This is a genomic window from Kineosporia corallincola (assembly GCF_018499875.1).
Taxonomy (GTDB): Bacteria; Actinomycetota; Actinomycetes; order Actinomycetales; family Kineosporiaceae; genus Kineosporia; species Kineosporia corallincola.
On record NZ_JAHBAY010000006.1, the window covers coordinates 166,596 to 182,343 of the forward strand.

General features: G+C 68.9%; 20 protein-coding genes and 1 pseudogene. 12 read left to right on the forward strand and 9 right to left on the reverse strand.

The features are described 5' to 3' along the window. The first annotated feature begins 173 nt into the window (after positions 1–173). Positions 174–401 (forward strand): hypothetical protein, encoded by a 228-nt coding sequence (locus KIH74_RS15975; RefSeq protein ID WP_214156733.1) that lies wholly within the window; start codon positions 174–176, stop codon positions 399–401. Continuing rightward, the gene (locus KIH74_RS15980; RefSeq protein ID WP_214156734.1) at positions 401–1,609 is read left to right on the forward strand and encodes a cysteine desulfurase-like protein; all 1,209 of its coding nucleotides are present in this window, start codon (positions 401–403) and stop codon (positions 1,607–1,609) included. The genes KIH74_RS15975 and KIH74_RS15980 overlap by 1 nt, the downstream gene beginning before the upstream one ends. On the opposite strand, the gene KIH74_RS15985 is transcribed toward KIH74_RS15980, so the two are convergent. Both KIH74_RS15985 and KIH74_RS15990 read right to left on the reverse strand, forming a co-directional pair. Then, on the reverse strand, positions 1,586–1,957 hold the full coding sequence (locus KIH74_RS15985) for a hypothetical protein (RefSeq protein WP_214156735.1): 372 nt from the start codon (positions 1,955–1,957) through the stop codon (positions 1,586–1,588). The genes KIH74_RS15980 and KIH74_RS15985 overlap by 24 nt on opposite strands. Positions 1,958–1,994: 37 nt before the next feature. Continuing rightward, entirely contained in the window at positions 1,995–2,663 is a 669-nt protein-coding gene (locus KIH74_RS15990) for a TetR/AcrR family transcriptional regulator (protein WP_214156736.1), read from the reverse strand. 187 nt (positions 2,664–2,850) lie between these two features. Here KIH74_RS15990 and KIH74_RS15995 point away from each other — a divergent pair, with 187 nt between their 5' ends. Further along, entirely contained in the window at positions 2,851–4,347 is a 1,497-nt protein-coding gene (locus KIH74_RS15995; protein WP_214156737.1) for an MFS transporter, read from the forward strand. 61 nt (positions 4,348–4,408) lie between these two features. On the opposite strand, the gene KIH74_RS16000 is transcribed toward KIH74_RS15995, so the two are convergent. Continuing rightward, positions 4,409–5,257 carry an alpha/beta fold hydrolase gene (locus KIH74_RS16000; RefSeq protein WP_214156738.1) on the reverse strand — a complete coding sequence of 283 codons (849 nt, stop codon included), beginning with the start codon at positions 5,255–5,257 and terminating at the stop codon, positions 4,409–4,411. Between the two features lie 105 nt (positions 5,258–5,362). Between KIH74_RS16000 and KIH74_RS16005 the strand changes: the two genes are divergently transcribed. Next, the gene (locus KIH74_RS16005; RefSeq protein ID WP_214156739.1) at positions 5,363–5,953 is read left to right on the forward strand and encodes a DinB family protein; all 591 of its coding nucleotides are present in this window, start codon (positions 5,363–5,365) and stop codon (positions 5,951–5,953) included. A 26-nt stretch (positions 5,954–5,979) separates the two neighbouring features. Here KIH74_RS16005 and KIH74_RS16010 read toward each other — a convergent pair whose 3' ends face one another. Beyond that, a complete protein-coding gene (locus KIH74_RS16010; RefSeq protein ID WP_214156740.1) occupies positions 5,980–6,576 on the reverse strand; it encodes a TetR/AcrR family transcriptional regulator in 597 nt (198 codons plus the stop codon). Between the two features lie 130 nt (positions 6,577–6,706). Between KIH74_RS16010 and KIH74_RS16015 the strand changes: the two genes are divergently transcribed. Together KIH74_RS16015 and KIH74_RS16020 are read left to right on the forward strand one after the other, a co-directional pair. Next, positions 6,707–7,462, forward strand: a complete 756-nt coding sequence (locus tag KIH74_RS16015; protein WP_214156741.1) for an SDR family NAD(P)-dependent oxidoreductase — start codon at positions 6,707–6,709, stop codon at positions 7,460–7,462. A gap of 141 nt (positions 7,463–7,603) precedes the next feature. Next, positions 7,604–8,713 (forward strand): glycoside hydrolase family protein, encoded by a 1,110-nt coding sequence (locus KIH74_RS16020; RefSeq protein WP_214156742.1) that lies wholly within the window; start codon positions 7,604–7,606, stop codon positions 8,711–8,713. A gap of 2 nt (positions 8,714–8,715) precedes the next feature. On the opposite strand, the gene KIH74_RS16025 is transcribed toward KIH74_RS16020, so the two are convergent. Genes KIH74_RS16025 through KIH74_RS16035 form a run of 3 tightly spaced genes read right to left on the reverse strand, consistent with a single transcriptional unit; the run spans position 8,716 to position 10,269 of the window. Further along, entirely contained in the window at positions 8,716–9,213 is a 498-nt protein-coding gene (locus KIH74_RS16025; protein WP_214156743.1) for a hypothetical protein, read from the reverse strand. A gap of 1 nt (position 9,214) precedes the next feature. Beyond that, positions 9,215–9,589 carry a hypothetical protein gene (locus KIH74_RS16030; protein WP_214156744.1) on the reverse strand — a complete coding sequence of 125 codons (375 nt, stop codon included), beginning with the start codon at positions 9,587–9,589 and terminating at the stop codon, positions 9,215–9,217. A gap of 41 nt (positions 9,590–9,630) precedes the next feature. After that, positions 9,631–10,269 (reverse strand): histidine phosphatase family protein, encoded by a 639-nt coding sequence (locus KIH74_RS16035; protein WP_214156745.1) that lies wholly within the window; start codon positions 10,267–10,269, stop codon positions 9,631–9,633. 255 nt (positions 10,270–10,524) lie between these two features. On the opposite strand from KIH74_RS16035, the gene KIH74_RS16040 reads away from it, so the two are divergent. Beyond that, on the forward strand, positions 10,525–11,052 hold the full coding sequence (locus KIH74_RS16040) for a GNAT family N-acetyltransferase (protein ID WP_214156746.1): 528 nt from the start codon (positions 10,525–10,527) through the stop codon (positions 11,050–11,052). Positions 11,053–11,062: 10 nt separating this feature from the next. Here KIH74_RS16040 and KIH74_RS16045 read toward each other — a convergent pair whose 3' ends face one another. Continuing rightward, positions 11,063–11,578: a pyridoxamine 5'-phosphate oxidase family protein gene (locus tag KIH74_RS16045; RefSeq protein WP_214156747.1), complete on the reverse strand. Its 516-nt coding sequence runs from the start codon at positions 11,576–11,578 to the stop codon at positions 11,063–11,065. 218 nt (positions 11,579–11,796) lie between these two features. Between KIH74_RS16045 and KIH74_RS39210 the strand changes: the two are divergent. From KIH74_RS39210 to KIH74_RS16065, 4 genes and pseudogenes are all read left to right on the forward strand, one after another. Beyond that, positions 11,797–12,157: pseudogene (locus tag KIH74_RS39210) on the forward strand (type II toxin-antitoxin system RelE/ParE family toxin). After that, positions 12,150–12,467 (forward strand): helix-turn-helix domain-containing protein, encoded by a 318-nt coding sequence (locus tag KIH74_RS16055; RefSeq protein WP_214156749.1) that lies wholly within the window; start codon positions 12,150–12,152, stop codon positions 12,465–12,467. Before KIH74_RS39210 ends, KIH74_RS16055 begins: the two are co-directional and overlap by 8 nt. Before the next feature lie 254 nt (positions 12,468–12,721). Then, positions 12,722–12,988 (forward strand): type II toxin-antitoxin system Phd/YefM family antitoxin, encoded by a 267-nt coding sequence (locus KIH74_RS16060; RefSeq protein ID WP_372492077.1) that lies wholly within the window; start codon positions 12,722–12,724, stop codon positions 12,986–12,988. Then, positions 12,981–13,244 (forward strand): type II toxin-antitoxin system RelE family toxin, encoded by a 264-nt coding sequence (locus KIH74_RS16065; RefSeq protein ID WP_214156751.1) that lies wholly within the window; start codon positions 12,981–12,983, stop codon positions 13,242–13,244. Before KIH74_RS16060 ends, KIH74_RS16065 begins: the two co-directional genes overlap by 8 nt. A gap of 63 nt (positions 13,245–13,307) precedes the next feature. Here the strand turns inward: KIH74_RS16065 and ychF are convergent, their stop codons facing one another. After that, positions 13,308–14,393, reverse strand: coding sequence for a redox-regulated ATPase YchF (ychF, locus tag KIH74_RS16070; RefSeq protein WP_214156752.1), 1,086 nt, complete (start codon positions 14,391–14,393; stop codon positions 13,308–13,310). A 98-nt stretch (positions 14,394–14,491) separates the two neighbouring features. On the opposite strand from ychF, the gene KIH74_RS16075 reads away from it, so the two are divergent. Next, on the forward strand, positions 14,492–15,691 hold the full coding sequence (locus tag KIH74_RS16075; protein ID WP_214156753.1) for a DNA recombination protein RmuC: 1,200 nt from the start codon (positions 14,492–14,494) through the stop codon (positions 15,689–15,691). Positions 15,692–15,748: the final 57 nt, after the last annotated feature.

Here is a 15,748-nt window from a genome sequence, read left to right on the forward strand (position 1 = left end):
TGTCCAATAAATCCGCAAGCGCCCGGATCCGCAAGGGCATTGACGGAGCGTTACCGACCTGTGACGCTCGGAACAAATGGCGCATCCCGTCGCCCGCTGAGGCGGGTGGCCCGCCCGGAAGGTACCGTTGAACGGATGATCATCCGGGGTCGAGGTGGCTGGGAGGGCGGGCGATGGGCAAGAGATGGCATCCCGTGCGGCATGCCCCCGACCGCTGCCCGATCCACCAGAAGAACATCTACCCCAGCTCCGCCGTGGCCGGCATCGCCGCGCGCAAGGTCGAGCTGAAAGAAGGGCTGGAGTCGGGCGCGATGGACACGTTCTACTGCGAGGACGCCAAGGGCTGGCACATCGGCCACCGCTCCATCCGATCCCGCATCGAGCGGAAGTGGTCGATCTGATGGCGAACTCCACCCTGGACGTCGAGGCGCTCCGGTCCCACTTCCCCGCCCTCGCCGAGGGCGCGGCCCACTTCGACGGGGCGGGCGGCACCCAGACCGCCGACGTGGTGGGCGACGCCGTTCGCGACACCCTGCTGTCGGCTGTCTCCAACCGCTACACCGTCACCCGCGCCGAGCGCCGCGCCGAGGAGATCGTGGTGCGGGCCCGCGCGGCGATGGCCGACCTGCTCGACGCTGATCCGGGCGGCATCGTGTTCGGCCGCAGCATGACTGCCCTGACCTTCGAGTTCTCGCGCACCCTGGCCAAGACCTGGCGGCCGGGCGACGAGGTGGTGCTCAGCCGCCTGGACCACGACGCGAACGTGCGGCCGTGGGTGATCGCCGCACAGAACGCCGGTGCCACCGTGCGCTGGATCGACTTCGACCCGGCCACCGGTGAGCTCGAGGACGTCTCCCAGCACCTCTCGGAGCGCACCCGCCTGGTCGCGGTCACCGGCGCCTCGAACCTGATCGGCACCAAACCCCGGCTGGAGCCGATCGCGTACGCCGCGCACTCCGTCGGCGCCCTGCTCTACGTCGACGCCGTGCATCTCGCCGCCCATGTCCCGGTGTCGCTGGCCGACCTGGGCGCGGACTTCGTGGCCTGCTCGCCGTACAAGTTCTTCGGCCCGCACTGCGGTGTGGTCGCGGCCCGCCCGCAACTGCTGGAGCAACTGCACCCGGACAAGCTCGCGCCCTCGTCGAACACCGTGCCGGAGCGCTTCGAGCTGGGCACCCTGCCCTACGAGCTGCTGGCCGGCGTGACCGCGGCCGTCGACCTGATCGCCGGCTTGGCCCCCGGCGCCGAAACCGACCGCCTCCAGCAGACCCACTCGTCCATGTGGGCAATCTCCGACCACGAAGACGCCCTGCGGATGAAGATCGAGGCCGGGCTGGCCGAGCTCGACGGCGTCACCGTGTGGTCGCGCTCCCCCGACCGCACCCCGACGCTGCTGCTGACCTTCGAGCAGCACGAGGCCGCGGCCGCCTACCCGTTCCTGGCCGACCTCGGCATCAACGCCCCGGCCGGTTCGTTCTACGCCTACGAGCCGTCCCGGCGGCTCGGCCTGGGCACCCAGGGCGGCCTGCGCATCGGGTTGTCGCCCTACAACAACGACGACGACGTGGACCGCCTGCTCGCCGGGCTAAGGGCGTTTCTGGCCCGCTGAGGCCAGTCGCCACTGCACCACGGCCATCGTGGCGTCGAGCAGTGCGGTCGAGGCAACCAGTGAACGTCCTACCGCAGTGCGCTGTTTCGGCAGTACCGCCAGGCAGAGCAGAACCCAGGCCAGGTTCAGCAGCGCACCGCGGCGCAGGGCCGGGCCCGGCGGCCGACCGGCCGCCGGACGCAGCAGCCGCGACGAGAGCATGAGTGCCGCGGCCACGAAAGGCCTTGACGTTCCTGAGGAATCGACGAAACGGTAGACCGACGGCGCGCTGCTGACCGCTGCCCCGGCACCGAGGCAGCCCAGTGCGTCGGTGTTCAGAACCAGTCTGCCCAGCCGTTCCCGATCCATGGGCCACCCCCGCCTGATCGCCGAGGGCCCAGTCTATCTAGCGGCGGGTGGGCGAGGTGTGCGAGCTGCGCATCACCTCGAGAAACTCCTCGGCCTGCAACCCGGGGGCGGAGAGCCGGTAGCGCTCGGGGCACGGCCTCAGGCCGTCGAGCACGATCTCCAGCGACCGGCGCCACAGGTCGGGCTGCACCTCACGGCAGCCGTCCATCACCGGGCCGACCATGAGCGGGATCATGCCCAGGTCGTAGGAGCAGATGCCCGGCCGCAGCACCTCGGCGACGTGAGCCCGGGCCACCAGCTCGTCGATCACCGGCAGCAGCCGGGCCCGGCACGAGGTCATGGTGCCGCTGGTGACGTTGTACATCAGGAACTCTTTGAGGCCACGGTTGCCGGCCTGGAGCTCCAGCGAACGGGTGACGAAGGTGACGAGCGCCTTCCACGGATCGTCGATCTCCAGGGCGGCCCGGGCGATGTGGACGATCCGGTCGACATCTTCTTCGAACAGGGCCTCGAGCAGCGAGTCCTTGTCGGGGAACCGGCGATAGACGGTGCCCACCGCCACGTCTGCCGCCTCGGCCAGCTGGTCGTGACTGACACCGCACCCTTGCTCGGCGAGCAGCTCACGGGCAGCGGTGAGGATCCGCTGCCGGTTGCGCTCAGCATCTTTCCGCAGCGGCCTGCACATCTGCGCACGGACCTCGCCCACGGCAGAAGTGTACTCAGCTCCGCACCTTCAGGCGAGCTAAATGGAGCTCGCTTTTCAAAGTTGACAGAACTCTCCACTTTCCCGCTAAGGTGACACCCGTCCTCAAAGTTGAGGCCCTTCTCCACTTGCTCCGCCCGCCGCTGACCGGCCCGCGGAGATCCCCACCTTCTTTCAAGACAGGACCACCATGGCGTCTGTAGAGAGCGTCGACCGCGCGCCCGGCCGGGCCGCGACCGACAGCACTGACCCGGATCCGCGCAGGTGGTGGGCCCTCGCGGTCATCGCCATCGCCCAGCTGATGGTCGTGCTCGACGCGTCCATCGTGAACATCGCCCTCCCCTCGGCCCAGGCCGACCTCGACATCAGTGACGCCAACCGGCAGTGGGTCGTCACCGCCTACACGCTGGCCTTCGGCGGGCTGCTGCTGCTCGGCGGCCGGATCGCCGACTACACCGGCCGCAAGCGCATTTTCATGATCGGCCTGATCGGCTTCGCCCTCGCCTCGGCGCTCGGCGGCGCGGCCACCAATGACGTGATGCTGTTCGGCGCCCGGGCGCTCCAGGGCGCCTTCGCCGCCCTGCTCGCCCCGGCCGCGCTCTCGTTGCTCCAGGTCAGCTTCACCGACGCCAAGGAGCGCGCCCGCGCGTTCGGCGTGTACGGCGCGATCTCCGGCGGTGGCGCGGCCATCGGCCTGATCCTCGGTGGAGTGCTCACCGAGTACGTCAGCTGGCGCTGGTGCCTCTTCGTCAACGTGCCGATCGCCGTGCTGGCCGCCGTCGCCGCCATCGGTGTGGTGCGGGAGAGCCGGGCCCACGGCGACACCCGCTACGACATCCCCGGCGCAGTGCTGGTCAGCGGTGGCCTGGCCGCCCTGGTCTACGGCTTCACCCAGGCGGCTGAGGCCACCGACGGCTGGAGCGACACCAGCACCATCACCTGGCTCGCCGTCTCGGCCGTGCTGCTGGTCGGCTTCGTGATCTGGGAGACCCGCACCCACCACCCGCTGCTGCCGCTGCGCGTGGTGCTCGACCGTAACCGGGGCGCCGCGTACGTGTCCTCCCTGCTCATCGGGGCCGGGCTGTTCGCGATGTTCCTGTTCCTGGCGTACTACTTCCAGCAGAACCTGGGCTATTCGGCGGTCAAGTCGGGCTTCGCGTTCCTGCCCTTCAGCGTCGGCATCATCGTTGCCGCCACGGTGGCCAGCAGCCTGATGCCGAAGGTCAACCCGCGCGTGCTGCTCGTGGTCGGCGGTGTGCTGGCCACGATCGGGCTCGCCCTGCTCACCCAGATCGACCTGGACAGCAGCTGGCTCACGCTGATCCTGCCCGCCGAGGTCCTGATCAGCCTGGGCATGGGCCTGTTCTTCGTGGTGTCGGCCAGCCTGGCCCTGACCCGGGTGGAGGAGCACGACGCCGGCGTCGCCAGCGCCATGCTGAACACCAGCCAGCAGATCGGTGGCGCACTCGGAACCGCCCTGCTGAACACGCTGTTCGCGAGCGCCGTGACGAACTGGCTCACCGACAACGCGGGCAACCCCAACCCGGCCGAGGCCGCGATCCACGGCTACCACGTGGCCTTCTGGGTGGGTGCCGGGTTCATCGCGACGGCCACCGTCCTGGTGCTGCTCATGGTGAACGCACGCAGCAAGGACCTGAGCGCCGACGGCATGGTCCACGTCGGCTGATTCCGGGCAACCGCTCGAACTGTGGACGACGAGGAGCTCGGAGGGAGCTCCTCGTCGTCCACTATTGGTGCTCGTCCACCTCGCCGATGAAACCGGTGAGAACCTCGGCCAGCGGCCCGAGAACCGCCGCCGGCAACGCATGCCCCAGGCCGGGAATTCCGACCAGACGGGCACTTCCGATGCTCCCCGCGATGTGTGCGGCGTGCGGGGGCGGGTTGATCGGGTCTTCCGGGGCCTCGATCACCAGCACCGGCACGGTCACCGCGGCGAGTTCGGCGCCGCGGTCCAGCCCGTCCTGCGCCGCCCGGGCGTGCGCGGTCGGCGAGCGGTCGTGCCCGGCGTGTTCCACGGCCCGCCGCTCGTGCCGGCGGAACTCGGCCGGGTCGAAGGGGATCCGCGATCCGTTCAGCAGCCGCCAGTGCTCCACGCGGAAGTCCAGCTCCTCGGCCGGCCCCCGTTCGTCGCCGAGGTGCTCCCACAGCCGGAGCAGTCCGGGATCCGGGCCGGGCAGCCCTTCCGCGTTCCACGCCCCCAGTGCGGCAGTGGCGAAGACCGTTGCGCTGAGCACTCTTTCCGGATGATCGAGCAGGAGCAGCTGCACCAGGTAGCCACCCATCGACATGCCGACCAGGTGTGCCGCCGGAATCTCCAGCGCGTCGAGCACCTTCACCACGTCGGCCGCGAGATCGGTGAGGCCGTAGGGATGTTCGTCGAAGGCCTCGGTGGACCGCCCGGTGTCGCGATGGTCGTAGCGGATCACCCGGTGCCGGGCGGCCAGCCGTTCGACCAGCTCGTCGGGCCAGGCGACCCCGGCCGCATTCGCGCCCATGACCAGCACCAGCGGTGTGCCGGACCCCCGCTCCTCCACCCAGAGCCGGTATTCGGGCGTGACCTGGACCCAGTGCTCCATGCGTTCACGCTAGTCCCCGGCCGCGGTCCCGGTCTTCATCTTTTCCGCGGGGCATCTTCCCGGCACCGGCCACGAGCGGGGACGGCGAGGTGGATGATGGCACGCATGAGCGCAGAGGCGGACTTCAAGGCCGGTCTTCACCGCTACCTGAAGGAGGGCCGGGCGGCGTTGCTCTGGAAGCTGGAAGGGCTGTCGGAGTACGACCTTCGCCGTCCCCTGGTGCCGACCGGGACGAACCTGCTCGGCCTGGTGAAACACGTGGCCATGGTGGAGGCCGACTACTTCGGCGTGTGCTTCGGCCGCCCGTTCCCGGGCAGCCCGTTCCCGGCGATGGCCGACGACGCCGAGCCGGAGGCCGACATGTTCGCCGCCGCCGACGAGAGCCCGCAGGACATCATCGATCTCTACCGGCGCGTGCACGTGCACTCGGACGCGACCATCGAGGCGCTGCCCCTCGACGCCGCCGGATCCGTGCCCTGGTGGAAGCCGGAGAGCCGCCACGTCACCCTGCACCGCATCCTCGTCCACATGGGCACCGAGACCTTTCGGCACGCCGGGCACGCCGACATCGTGCGCGAGCTGATCGACGGCAGCGCCGGCAGCCGGCCGGGCGACCCCAACCTGCCCGACCCGGCGGCCGGCGGCCGGGAGAAGCACCACGCGAAGCTGGAGGCGATCGCCCGGCGCTTCGCGTGACCTGATCCGGTTCCGTCAGCGCCGCGTCAGCTCTTCCCGGCGGTCAGCCCGAGCGGCCACCACTGCGGCAGCATCTGCACGTAGACCCGCATGAAGTCGTCGATCGACAGCTCGGGACGTTCCAGCCAGCCGGCGATCGCCCCGACCGTGCCGTCGGCGACCAGCCGCGCGGCGATCTCGGCCGCCACCTCGTCGGGCACCCCGGTCACCGGCACCTCGATCCGCCGCCGGGCCAGGTCGAGCAGCAGACGCCCGGACTCCAGGAAATGCGCGCCCAGCATCGAGCGCAGACCGACCTCCGAGGTGTACGCAAGGTCGCGGCGATAGATGCCGATGTGCTTCTCGATGTGCCGCATGACGCCGATCGTGACTTCGGACACCACCTGGTCGAGATCCCCGGCCGGGGCGTCGAGCAACTGGTTGCGCAGTTCGTCGAGGTCCGCCATCAGGGCCTGTCGCAGCAGGTCATCGGGGGAACTGGCGTGCTCGTAGAAGGTCGATCGGTGCACGCCCGCCTCCCTGGCCAGCTCGGAGACGCTGACCTGGGTGACCGGCCGTTCCTCGGCCAGCCGGAGCACGGCCTGGTGCAACCGCTCGCGGCTCCGGCGCTGCCGTGCGTCCATTCGAGATCCTCCCGGGAATGTCTAGCCGACAGATGTCGGTTATCTTGATGTCAACACAACACGTTGCTAGGGGCGGACGACCTCCCGATCGCAGGCCACCCGTCCCTGTCTGCTCAGGACGGAGAACATCATGGCCACCTACGACGTCGCAGGTCGCTCCGCAATCGTCACCGGTGCCGGCTCGGGCATCGGCCGCTCCATCGCCCATCTGCTGGGCGCCAACGGTGCCAGCGTCATCGTGTCCGACATCAACGCGGAGAACGCCGATGTCGTGACCAAGGAGATCACCGCCGCCGGCGGTGTGGCGCAGGCCTTCGTCGGGGACGTCGCCGACGTCGCCGTGCACACCGCGATGGTGGAGGCCGCGAACGCCCTGGCCCCGCTGAAGGTCGCGGTCAACAACGCCGGCATCGGCGGCCCGGCCGCGCCGATCGCCGAGTACGACATCGAGAAGTGGAAGAAGGTCGTCGAGGTCAACCTCAACGCCGTCTTCTACGGTCTGCACGAGCAGATCCCGGCGATGATCGCGAACGGCGGTGGCTCCGTGATCAACATGGCCTCCGTGCTGGGGTCGGTCGGTATCGCCAACAGCTCCGCGTACGTCACCACCAAGCACGCCCTGCTCGGTATGACCAAGAACGCCGCGCTGGAGCACTCCGTGCAGGGCGTACGCGTCAACGCCGTCGGGCCGGGCTTCATCCACACCCCGCTGGTCGACGCCACCCTCGACGCCGACGCCCAGAAGTTTTTGGCCAGTCAGCACGCCCTGAACCGTCTGGGCACGCCGGAGGAGGTGGCCGCGCTGGTCGCCTTCCTGGCGTCCGACGCCGCCAGCTTCATCACGGGTAGCTACCACCTCGTCGACGGTGGATATTCCGCGCACTGATCACATTCTGCCCGACCGGGGGATCCCGGGCCCGCACGGGCCGGGATCCCCCGGACGCATGTCCGCCGCAACCGGCTTTGAGACAGCGTTAGGCCTTTCGGCTCATCGCGCTTGAGGTGGCCGCGCCTAGGCTCCAGCACCGTGACTCGCCGGACCAAGCGCCTCGTCGGAACGCTCGCCGCCATCTCCCTGCTGCTGGGCGCGCTCGGCTACCTGGGCCTGCGCTCGCGCTCATCGGGCAGTTCCGCGAGCGCCTCGGCCGGCACCTCGTCCGACCTGGTCATGGCTCAGGTTCCGCAGGCGACGGTGACCACCGGCAGCACGACGAAGCCGGCCGACCCGGCCGCTGCGGCGAAGAAGAAGGCCGAGCGCACCAACGGCCTGACCGAGCAGGCCGCCCGGGCCGGTGCCGCCCCCACGAAGAAGGCCAGGCAGAAGAGCACGGCCACGAGCAGTTCGTCGTCCACCATCGGCACCGGCGGCAAGAGCACCACGCCCGACACCCTGGGCCCGGTGAAGAAGGGCGCGGCCCTGTGGAACCAGACGGGCATCACCGCCTCGCTGAAAGACTCCGGGGTGAGCTGGTTCTACAACTGGGCCCCCGATCCGCAAGAGGTGAAGGCGCCGGCCGGCGTCGAGTACGTGCCGATGATCTGGGGCGAAGGCGCGGTCACCGCGGCCAATCTGGCAGCCGCCCGCAAGAACGGCGACACCCTGCTCGGCTTCAACGAACCCGACCTGGCCGAGCAGTCGAACATGAGCGTCGAGAAGGCCCTCGAACTGTGGCCGCAGCTGGAGGCCACCGGAATGCGGCTGGGCAGCCCGGTGGTGGCCTACGGCGCCGACACCGAGGGTGGCTGGCTCGACCGGTTCATGACCGGAGCGAAGAGCCAGGGCTACGACGTCGACTTCATCGCCCTGCACTGGTACGGCGCGGATTTCACCACGAAGAATGCCGTCAGCCAGCTGAAGTCGTACATCCAGGCGGTGCACGAGAAGTACGGCAAGCCGATCTGGCTCACCGAGTACGCGCTGATGAACTTCGCCGAGGGCGCGCAGAAGTTCCCCGACGCCGCCGACCAGGCCGCGTTCGTCACCGCCTCGACGGAGATGCTCGAGAGCCTCGGATACGTCGAGCACTACTCCTGGTTCGCCTTCCCGACCTCGACCAACGGGCAGGACGAGACCGGCCTGTACCGGCCGGGCGGCGCGATCACCGATTCGGGCAAGGCCTACCGCGCGGCCGGCTGACCTCACCCGCCCGGGCAGTCGTCGCTGTCCCCGCCGGACCGGCACTCGGCGTGCCGGGGCGGATCGGTCACCGGCTGCCGGGTGAGCGGGGTCAGGTCCGCCGGGCAGGAGATGCGCCGCGGGGTGCCGGCGTAGTAGGTGAATTCCACCTCGTAGCAGGCATTCACCGGATCACTGTGGTGTCGCCAGAGCCAGTTCTGGCCGTCCTGCGCGGGAATGTAGACGTGATAAGTGAGCACGGCCAGCGTCTGGCTGGGATCGGTGGCCCCGGTGTCCACGGCCTCGACCACGCTGAGCCGCCCGTCCTCGGCGGCGTTGGTGGACAGCACGGCGTCGAGAAAGCCCGCCGCCGAGTTCTGGCGCGGATAGGTCACCGCGTCGGTCACCACGCGCGCGATGTGGTCGGTGACCCCGTTCCCCTCGGGCCGCAGCATCCACCAGGTCAGCCCGCCCGCCAGCAGCATGGCGAGAACGGCGGAACCGACTCTGACGACGCGCATCTCAGCCCTTCGCCGGATGGCCGGCGGATGCCCGGCCGAAGGTGTGCACCACCTCGATCGTACCCACGATGTTGGCGTTGAAGGTGTCGAGATGCTCCGCCGGGATCCAGTATTCGAGGATGTCACGACCGCCCACCTGCTGCACCTCATATCGGTCCAGATAATCCTTGATCACTGAGAACCGGGTGACGTATCCGGCCCCCGAGGCCGGCACGTTCCAGTCCCGGGCGATCCGGATCGCGTAGTCCTCGGTCAGCACCGGGTAGAAGATCGGCTGGCCGGGCAGCCGAGACGGCCAGCGCCTCCAGCCGCTCTCCTCTACCAGCGCGATCTCCTCGGGGCCGGTCGGGCGCCAGAGGGTCACGGTCGCATTCATGACGTGAACGCTACTGCTGGGCCGGATCTCGCGACCACGGGTTATTCTCCGGTGACGAGCCCAGGCGGCAGATGGGTCACGTCACCGAGCCGGAGCAGGAACGTGTGACGGGGAGCTCCCGCCGGATGGCGCTTCTTGGGCCAGTGATGCAGCTCGGTGATCGACGCGTGCGGCACGCTCACCTCGAACGTCCACGGTGCGTCGGGGGCCAGGCCGAACAGCCAGCGCAGCACGGCGTCGGTGACGGCGGCATGGGTCACCACCACCAGACGGCCCTCCGGAGGCCGCGCCACCAGAGCGGTCATCGCACCCTGCACGCGCCGCTGGAACTCCAGCAGCGATTCGCCGCCCGGGGTGCGGTGATGCGGGCGCCAGAGCACGAGGTCCTCGCGCTTGTCAGCGTCGTCCCAGGTCCAGTCCGGGCCGAAGCGGAACTCGTCGAGATCGGCGACCTGCTCCGGTTCCCGGCCGAAGGCGAGGGCGGTCTCGACGGCCCGCAGCCGGGTGCTGGAGACCAGCCGGTCGTGCTCGGTCAGGCCGAGAACAGCCCCGGTGGCGGCCGCCTGCTCACGGCCCAGCGCGGTGAGGGCTCCGTTCTGGCCGTCCCGTTCTTGCTGGCCGTGCCGGACGAGGAGCAGATGGACGGGCGGAAAGTGCGGGGAACCTCCGGCGGCGACCATGTCGGGATTGTCCTATATTTCGGGGACGTTGTCCTGATGTTTCGCGCGTCGCACGCCAGACGGGCGCTCCAGGTGGCGCGCCTCGGCCGGGCCGGCGCGGAAGTTCCCTCCAGGCAGGATGATTCATGAGGCCGATCTCCCCGTCACCCGGCTCGGGACGCGCGGCGTTCGTCGTCCCCCGGTGTGCCGTTGAATTCAGGACGACGAAACGACCGCATCCGGCGTCGAGGCCCGGCCGGCCGTAGGGTTCGGGCCATGGCCACCCCTCGACCGGACGCGCTGGATCTGGTGCTCCCCGGCTCCACAGTCCACCCGTTCACCCCTTCCGACCTGGCTGAACTCGTTGTCCTGCAACGGTGTTGCTGGGTGAGCGAGGCGATCCTCAACGAGACCCTCGACGTCCCGGCCCTGCACGAGACCCACGAGCAGGTACTGGCCTGGGCGGCCGCCTGGAAGACGTTCGTGGTCCGGCTGGATCATCGGCTGGTCGCGGCCGTCCGGGGCCGGCCGGAGGGCTCCGACTGGCACGTCGGCAGGCTGATGGTCGCCCCCGACCTGAGTGGCCGCGGCATCGGCTCGGCGCTGCTCACCCTCATCGAGCGTGCAGCGCCGGAAGACACCGAGCGGTTCGTGCTGTTCACCGGCGGCCGCAGCGTCCGGAACATCCGGACCTACGAGCGGGCGGGGTATGCCGTGGACACGCAGGCATCGCACGCGCCGGGGCACATCGCGGGGGCGGTGATACTGACGAAAACTTCTGCGGTGGAAGGGGATGCGTGCTGATCGAACGCGGTCAGACCCCGGCTCGCCAGACCTGCCGCGCCGAGTAGCCACTCCGCCGCAACCAGTGCTCGGTGTAGACGATCTTTTCGGGAGTCACGATCGTGAGGGGATCCGTCGGCGGTTCTTCCAACGACCTCGACCGCTCCACGTGATCCGACTGCCACCTGAAGGCTTCCCAGTAACCGTCGGCGGCGGGATCATCCCTCAGGAGAGTTCGTGCCGCGCCCAGGATCTGCAAACCCCGGCTACTGGCCTGCCCGACCAACGGAGCGAAGATGCCCACCGAGATCCGCGAATCCGCCGCCAGGTTGCGCATCTTCGGCGATCCCGGCGCAGCGGTGAACATCAGTTCCAGACCCAGGGAGTAGTAACGGACCGGCGTCGCCAGCGGCCCGTCCTCGCTCGCCGTCGCCAGCACGCACATGTTCTGGCTGCTCAGCAGATGGAGAATGCGCTCCTCAAGCACGTCTCGCGGCAGACTCTGCGCGGGCGCCGGACCGGCCAGCCATGGATTCGTCACGGGCATGGGCTACAGATACCAGCCCCGGCCCCCACCGTTCGGGCCGTTCGGGCCGTTCGGGCCAGAACCCACCCGCCGTCAGCACCCTGCCTCAGGACATGCCTCACGCATTCTGTCCGGGTTGGGCGCCGCTCGAACATCTACGACTCCTGACGCAATGCAGTGGCGCCCGCCCTCACCACCGCCGAAACCGATTAGGTATAGCTTTCGCTATACTCTGATCCATGGGGAACTGGGACATCTACCTGGTGGAAGAGGTGCGCACATGGATCGAAGAAGCCGACTCGGACACGCATCTGCGGATCGTGGCATCCTTGGATGCTCTGGCCGACGTAGGCCCCGGGCTGGGGCGCCCGCTAGTCGACACGATCAGAGGATCGTCACTGGCCAATCTCAAGGAACTGCGAGTGGGCACGGCCCGGATCGATCCTGTTCGTCTTCGACCCGTGGCGCGCCAGCATCCTGCTGGTCGCCGGAGACAAGACCGATCGCTGGCGGGAGTGGTATCAGGAATCGATACCACTGGCCGAACAACGTTACGAGAGCTACCTGATCGCCCGGAAGGAGGAGATGGGGCATGAGTGAGCACGTACGTTGGCAGGACATCCGCCCCCAACACGTCGAGCGCGCTGGCGGTGAGGAAGCTGTTGCCGCCGAGAAGGCCGAGCTGCTGGCCGAGGTCACCGGGCAGCGCCTGGCCGAACTTCGCAAGGCCCGGGGTTTCACCCAGCAGCAGGTGGCCGACCGCATGGGTGTCACCAAGGGCCGGGTTTCCCAGATCGAGCGTGGACACATCTCCGGCCAGGAAGTCCTGGCCCGATATGCCGCAGCCCTGGGCGGCCAACTCCACCAGGCGATCTACTTCGAAGACGGCGACATCGCAGCCATAGCCTGAAACAGCGGAAAGGGCGTCGACCCGGCCAGGTCGACGCCCTTTCTTCGGCTAATCGCTACACGTTGAACCGGAACTCGACCGGATTCCATCGCCGATCAACGATCAGGAGCGACCCAGCAAGCTGTACATAGATGATCGAGCAGCACAAGGCATTCGAGCGCGTCCCAGAGACCGAACTGCCAATTGGGCGCCCGTCGATCGCCCCGTACCAGGTGTTCCATGTGTACACATGGAACACCTGGTACCGTAGGTCCATGACAGAGGCACCGCATGAGTCGATTCGCGACCTTCGTTCGCATCTGGCTGACGTGGTCGAGCGCGCCGATCGATACCACCAGCCCACCGTGATCACCCGCCGGGGCCGCCCCGTTGCGGCGGTCGTCTCCATCGATGTCTTACGTCGCTACCAAGAGCTCGAAGAGCAGGAGCTCAATCGGCTGGTCGATGAACGCATGGCGCACCGCGGAGCCGGAACGCCCCTTGAGGATGTGCTGCGCGAGACCCTGTCCCGCGATGACTGACTACCGCACGATCTTCACCGATGAGGCCCGCGACGAATTGCGAAAGATTCCTCGGGACATGGCCTTACGCATTCTGTCCAAGTTGGCAGAGCTTGAAACCGATCCGCTCGGCTTCAATACCACTGCGCTGGTTTCCCGTCCGGAACGCCGGCGTCTACGGGTAGGGGACTACCGCGTGGTCTATACCCTCGAGAACGACGAGCTGATCGTGTGGGTGGTGCAAGTGGGGCACCGCTCTGGTATCTACGATTCCTGACGCAAAGCAGCGGTGCCCGATCGCGGTCAGCGAACGGGCACCAGATGACGGCCGAGAACGCAGCTACACGTTGAACCGGAACTCGACCACGTCGCCGTCCTGCATGATGTATTCCTTGCCCTCCATGCGCACCCGGCCCTTGGCCTTGGCCTCGGCCATCGAGCCGGCCTCGATCAGGTCATCGAAGCTGACGATCTCGGCCTTGATGAAGCCGCGCTGGAAGTCGGTGTGGATGACGCCGGCCGCCTGCGGAGCGGTCCAGCCCTGGTGGATGGTCCAGGCACGGGACTCCTTGGGGCCGGCGGTGAGGTAGGTCTGGAGGCCCAGGGTGTGGAAGCCGACGCGGGCCAGCTGGTCCATGCCGGACTCCTCCTGGCCGACGCTGGCCAGCAGCTCGGCGGCCTCTTCGGCCTCCAGCTCGACCAGCTCGGACTCCAGCTTGGCGTTCAGGAAGATCGCGTCGGCGGGGGCCACCAGGTCACGCATCTTGGTCTGGAGCGCCTCGTCGGTCAGCCCGTCCTCGTCCACGTTGAACACGTAGATGAACGGCTTGCTGGTCATCAGGCTCAGCTCACGCAACTGGTCCATGTCGATGCCGGCCTTCGCGGCGCCCTGCGCCAGCGTGGTGCCGTCTTCGAGCAGCTTCTGCGCGGCCACCGCCGCGTCGAGCACCGCCTTGTCGGCCTTCTTCCCCTTCACCTCTTTCTCGAGGCGGGGGATGGTCTTCTCCAGGGTCTGGAGGTCGGCCAGCATCAGCTCGGTGTGGATCACCTCGATGTCGTCGGCGGGGTCGACCCGGCCCGCGACATGGATCACGTCATCGTCGACGAAAGCCCGCACCACCTGGCAGATCGCGTCGGCCTCACGGATGTTGGCGAGGAACTTGTTGCCCAGCCCCTCGCCCTCGCTGGCGCCCTTGACGATGCCCGCGATGTCGACGAACGACACCGTGGCCGGGATCAGCTTCTCGCTGCCGAACACCCCGGCCAGCTTGCCGAGCCGCTCGTCGGGCAGCGGGACCACCCCGACGTTGGGCTCGATCGTGGCGAACGGATAGTTCGCCGCGAGCACCTCCGCCTTGGTGAGCGCGTTGAAGAGCGTCGACTTGCCGACGTTCGGGAGACCGACGATGCCGATGGTGAGTGCCACGCGCCCAGGTTACTGGCCCCCGCCGACAGTCCCGAATTGTGGACGACGAGAAGCACCGGCCGCGAAGTTTGTCGGTACCTCCTGGCATCGTGGCCACCATGACGACGGCGGTGGGGTTCCTGCTCGGCCTGCTCCTGGGCCTGGCGCTGGCCGCGTTCGGCGCGGCGGCGGTGTTCCGGCCGCTGGTCCGCGCCCGGCAGGCCGCCCTGGAGGCCGAACGCGACCTGCTGCGCGAGCGGATCACCGATCTGGAGGCCGCGGCCGGGCAGGACCACGAGCTGGTCGCCACGCTGTCCCCGCTGGCCTCCACCCTGCAACGGGTCGAGAAACAGGTGCAGACGCTCGAGCGTGACCGGGTCGAGCAGTACTCCCGGCTCGACGAGCACCTGAACGCCGTGCAGTCCTCCGGCGAGGCGCTGCGGGCCCAGACCGCGGCGTTGGCCGGGGCGCTGCGCTCCCCCACCTCCCGGGGGGCCTGGGGTGAGGTGCAGCTACGCCGGGTGGTCGAGCACGCCGGCATGCTGGCCCGGGTCGACTTCCTCACCCAGGCCTCGGGCACCACGCCCGACGGCGCCGGGGTGCGTCCCGATCTGCTGGTCAACCTGCCCGGCGGCAAATACGTGGTGGTCGACGCCAAGGCCCCGCTCGCGGCCTTCCTCGAGGCCAGCGAGAAGGGCGAGGCGGCGTTGTCGGCGGCGGCCGGGGCGCACGCCAGGGCGCTGCGGGCGCACGTCGACTCGCTGGCGGCCAAGGAGTACTGGCTGGCCTTTCAGCCGACCCCACAACTGGTGGTGTGTTTCGTTCCGGGAGAGGCGTTCCTGGCCGCGGCCTGCACCGCCGACCCCAGCCTGCTGGAACACGCGATGGCCCGGCGCGTGGTGCTGGCCACCCCCACCACGCTGCTGGCGCTGCTGCGCACCGTCGCGCTCACCTGGCAGTCCGAGGCGGTCAGCGGCAGCGCCCGGCAACTGCTCGAGATCGGCACCGAGCTCTACCGCCGGCTGGCCGGGCTGGGCGATCACGCCGGCAAGCTGGGCCGCGACCTGCACCGCGTGATCGAGGACTACAACGCCCTGGTCGGCACCCTGGAACGCCGCGTGTTCGTGACCGCCCGCAAGATGCAAGACCTCGACCTGGTCGACCACGACCTGCCCGCCCTCACCCCGCTGGAGTCCAGCCCCCGTCCGCTCACCGCCGACGAGCTGATCACCGGCCCGCCCCGGCCCACCGAACCCACGGTGCAGCTGCAACCGGACCAGGCCGACGCCCTCGACCCCGGCCACCGGGCGGCGCGTTGACCAGGGCCGATCACCACCCGATTCACCGCCTGATTCACCACCGATGCCGCCCCCGAC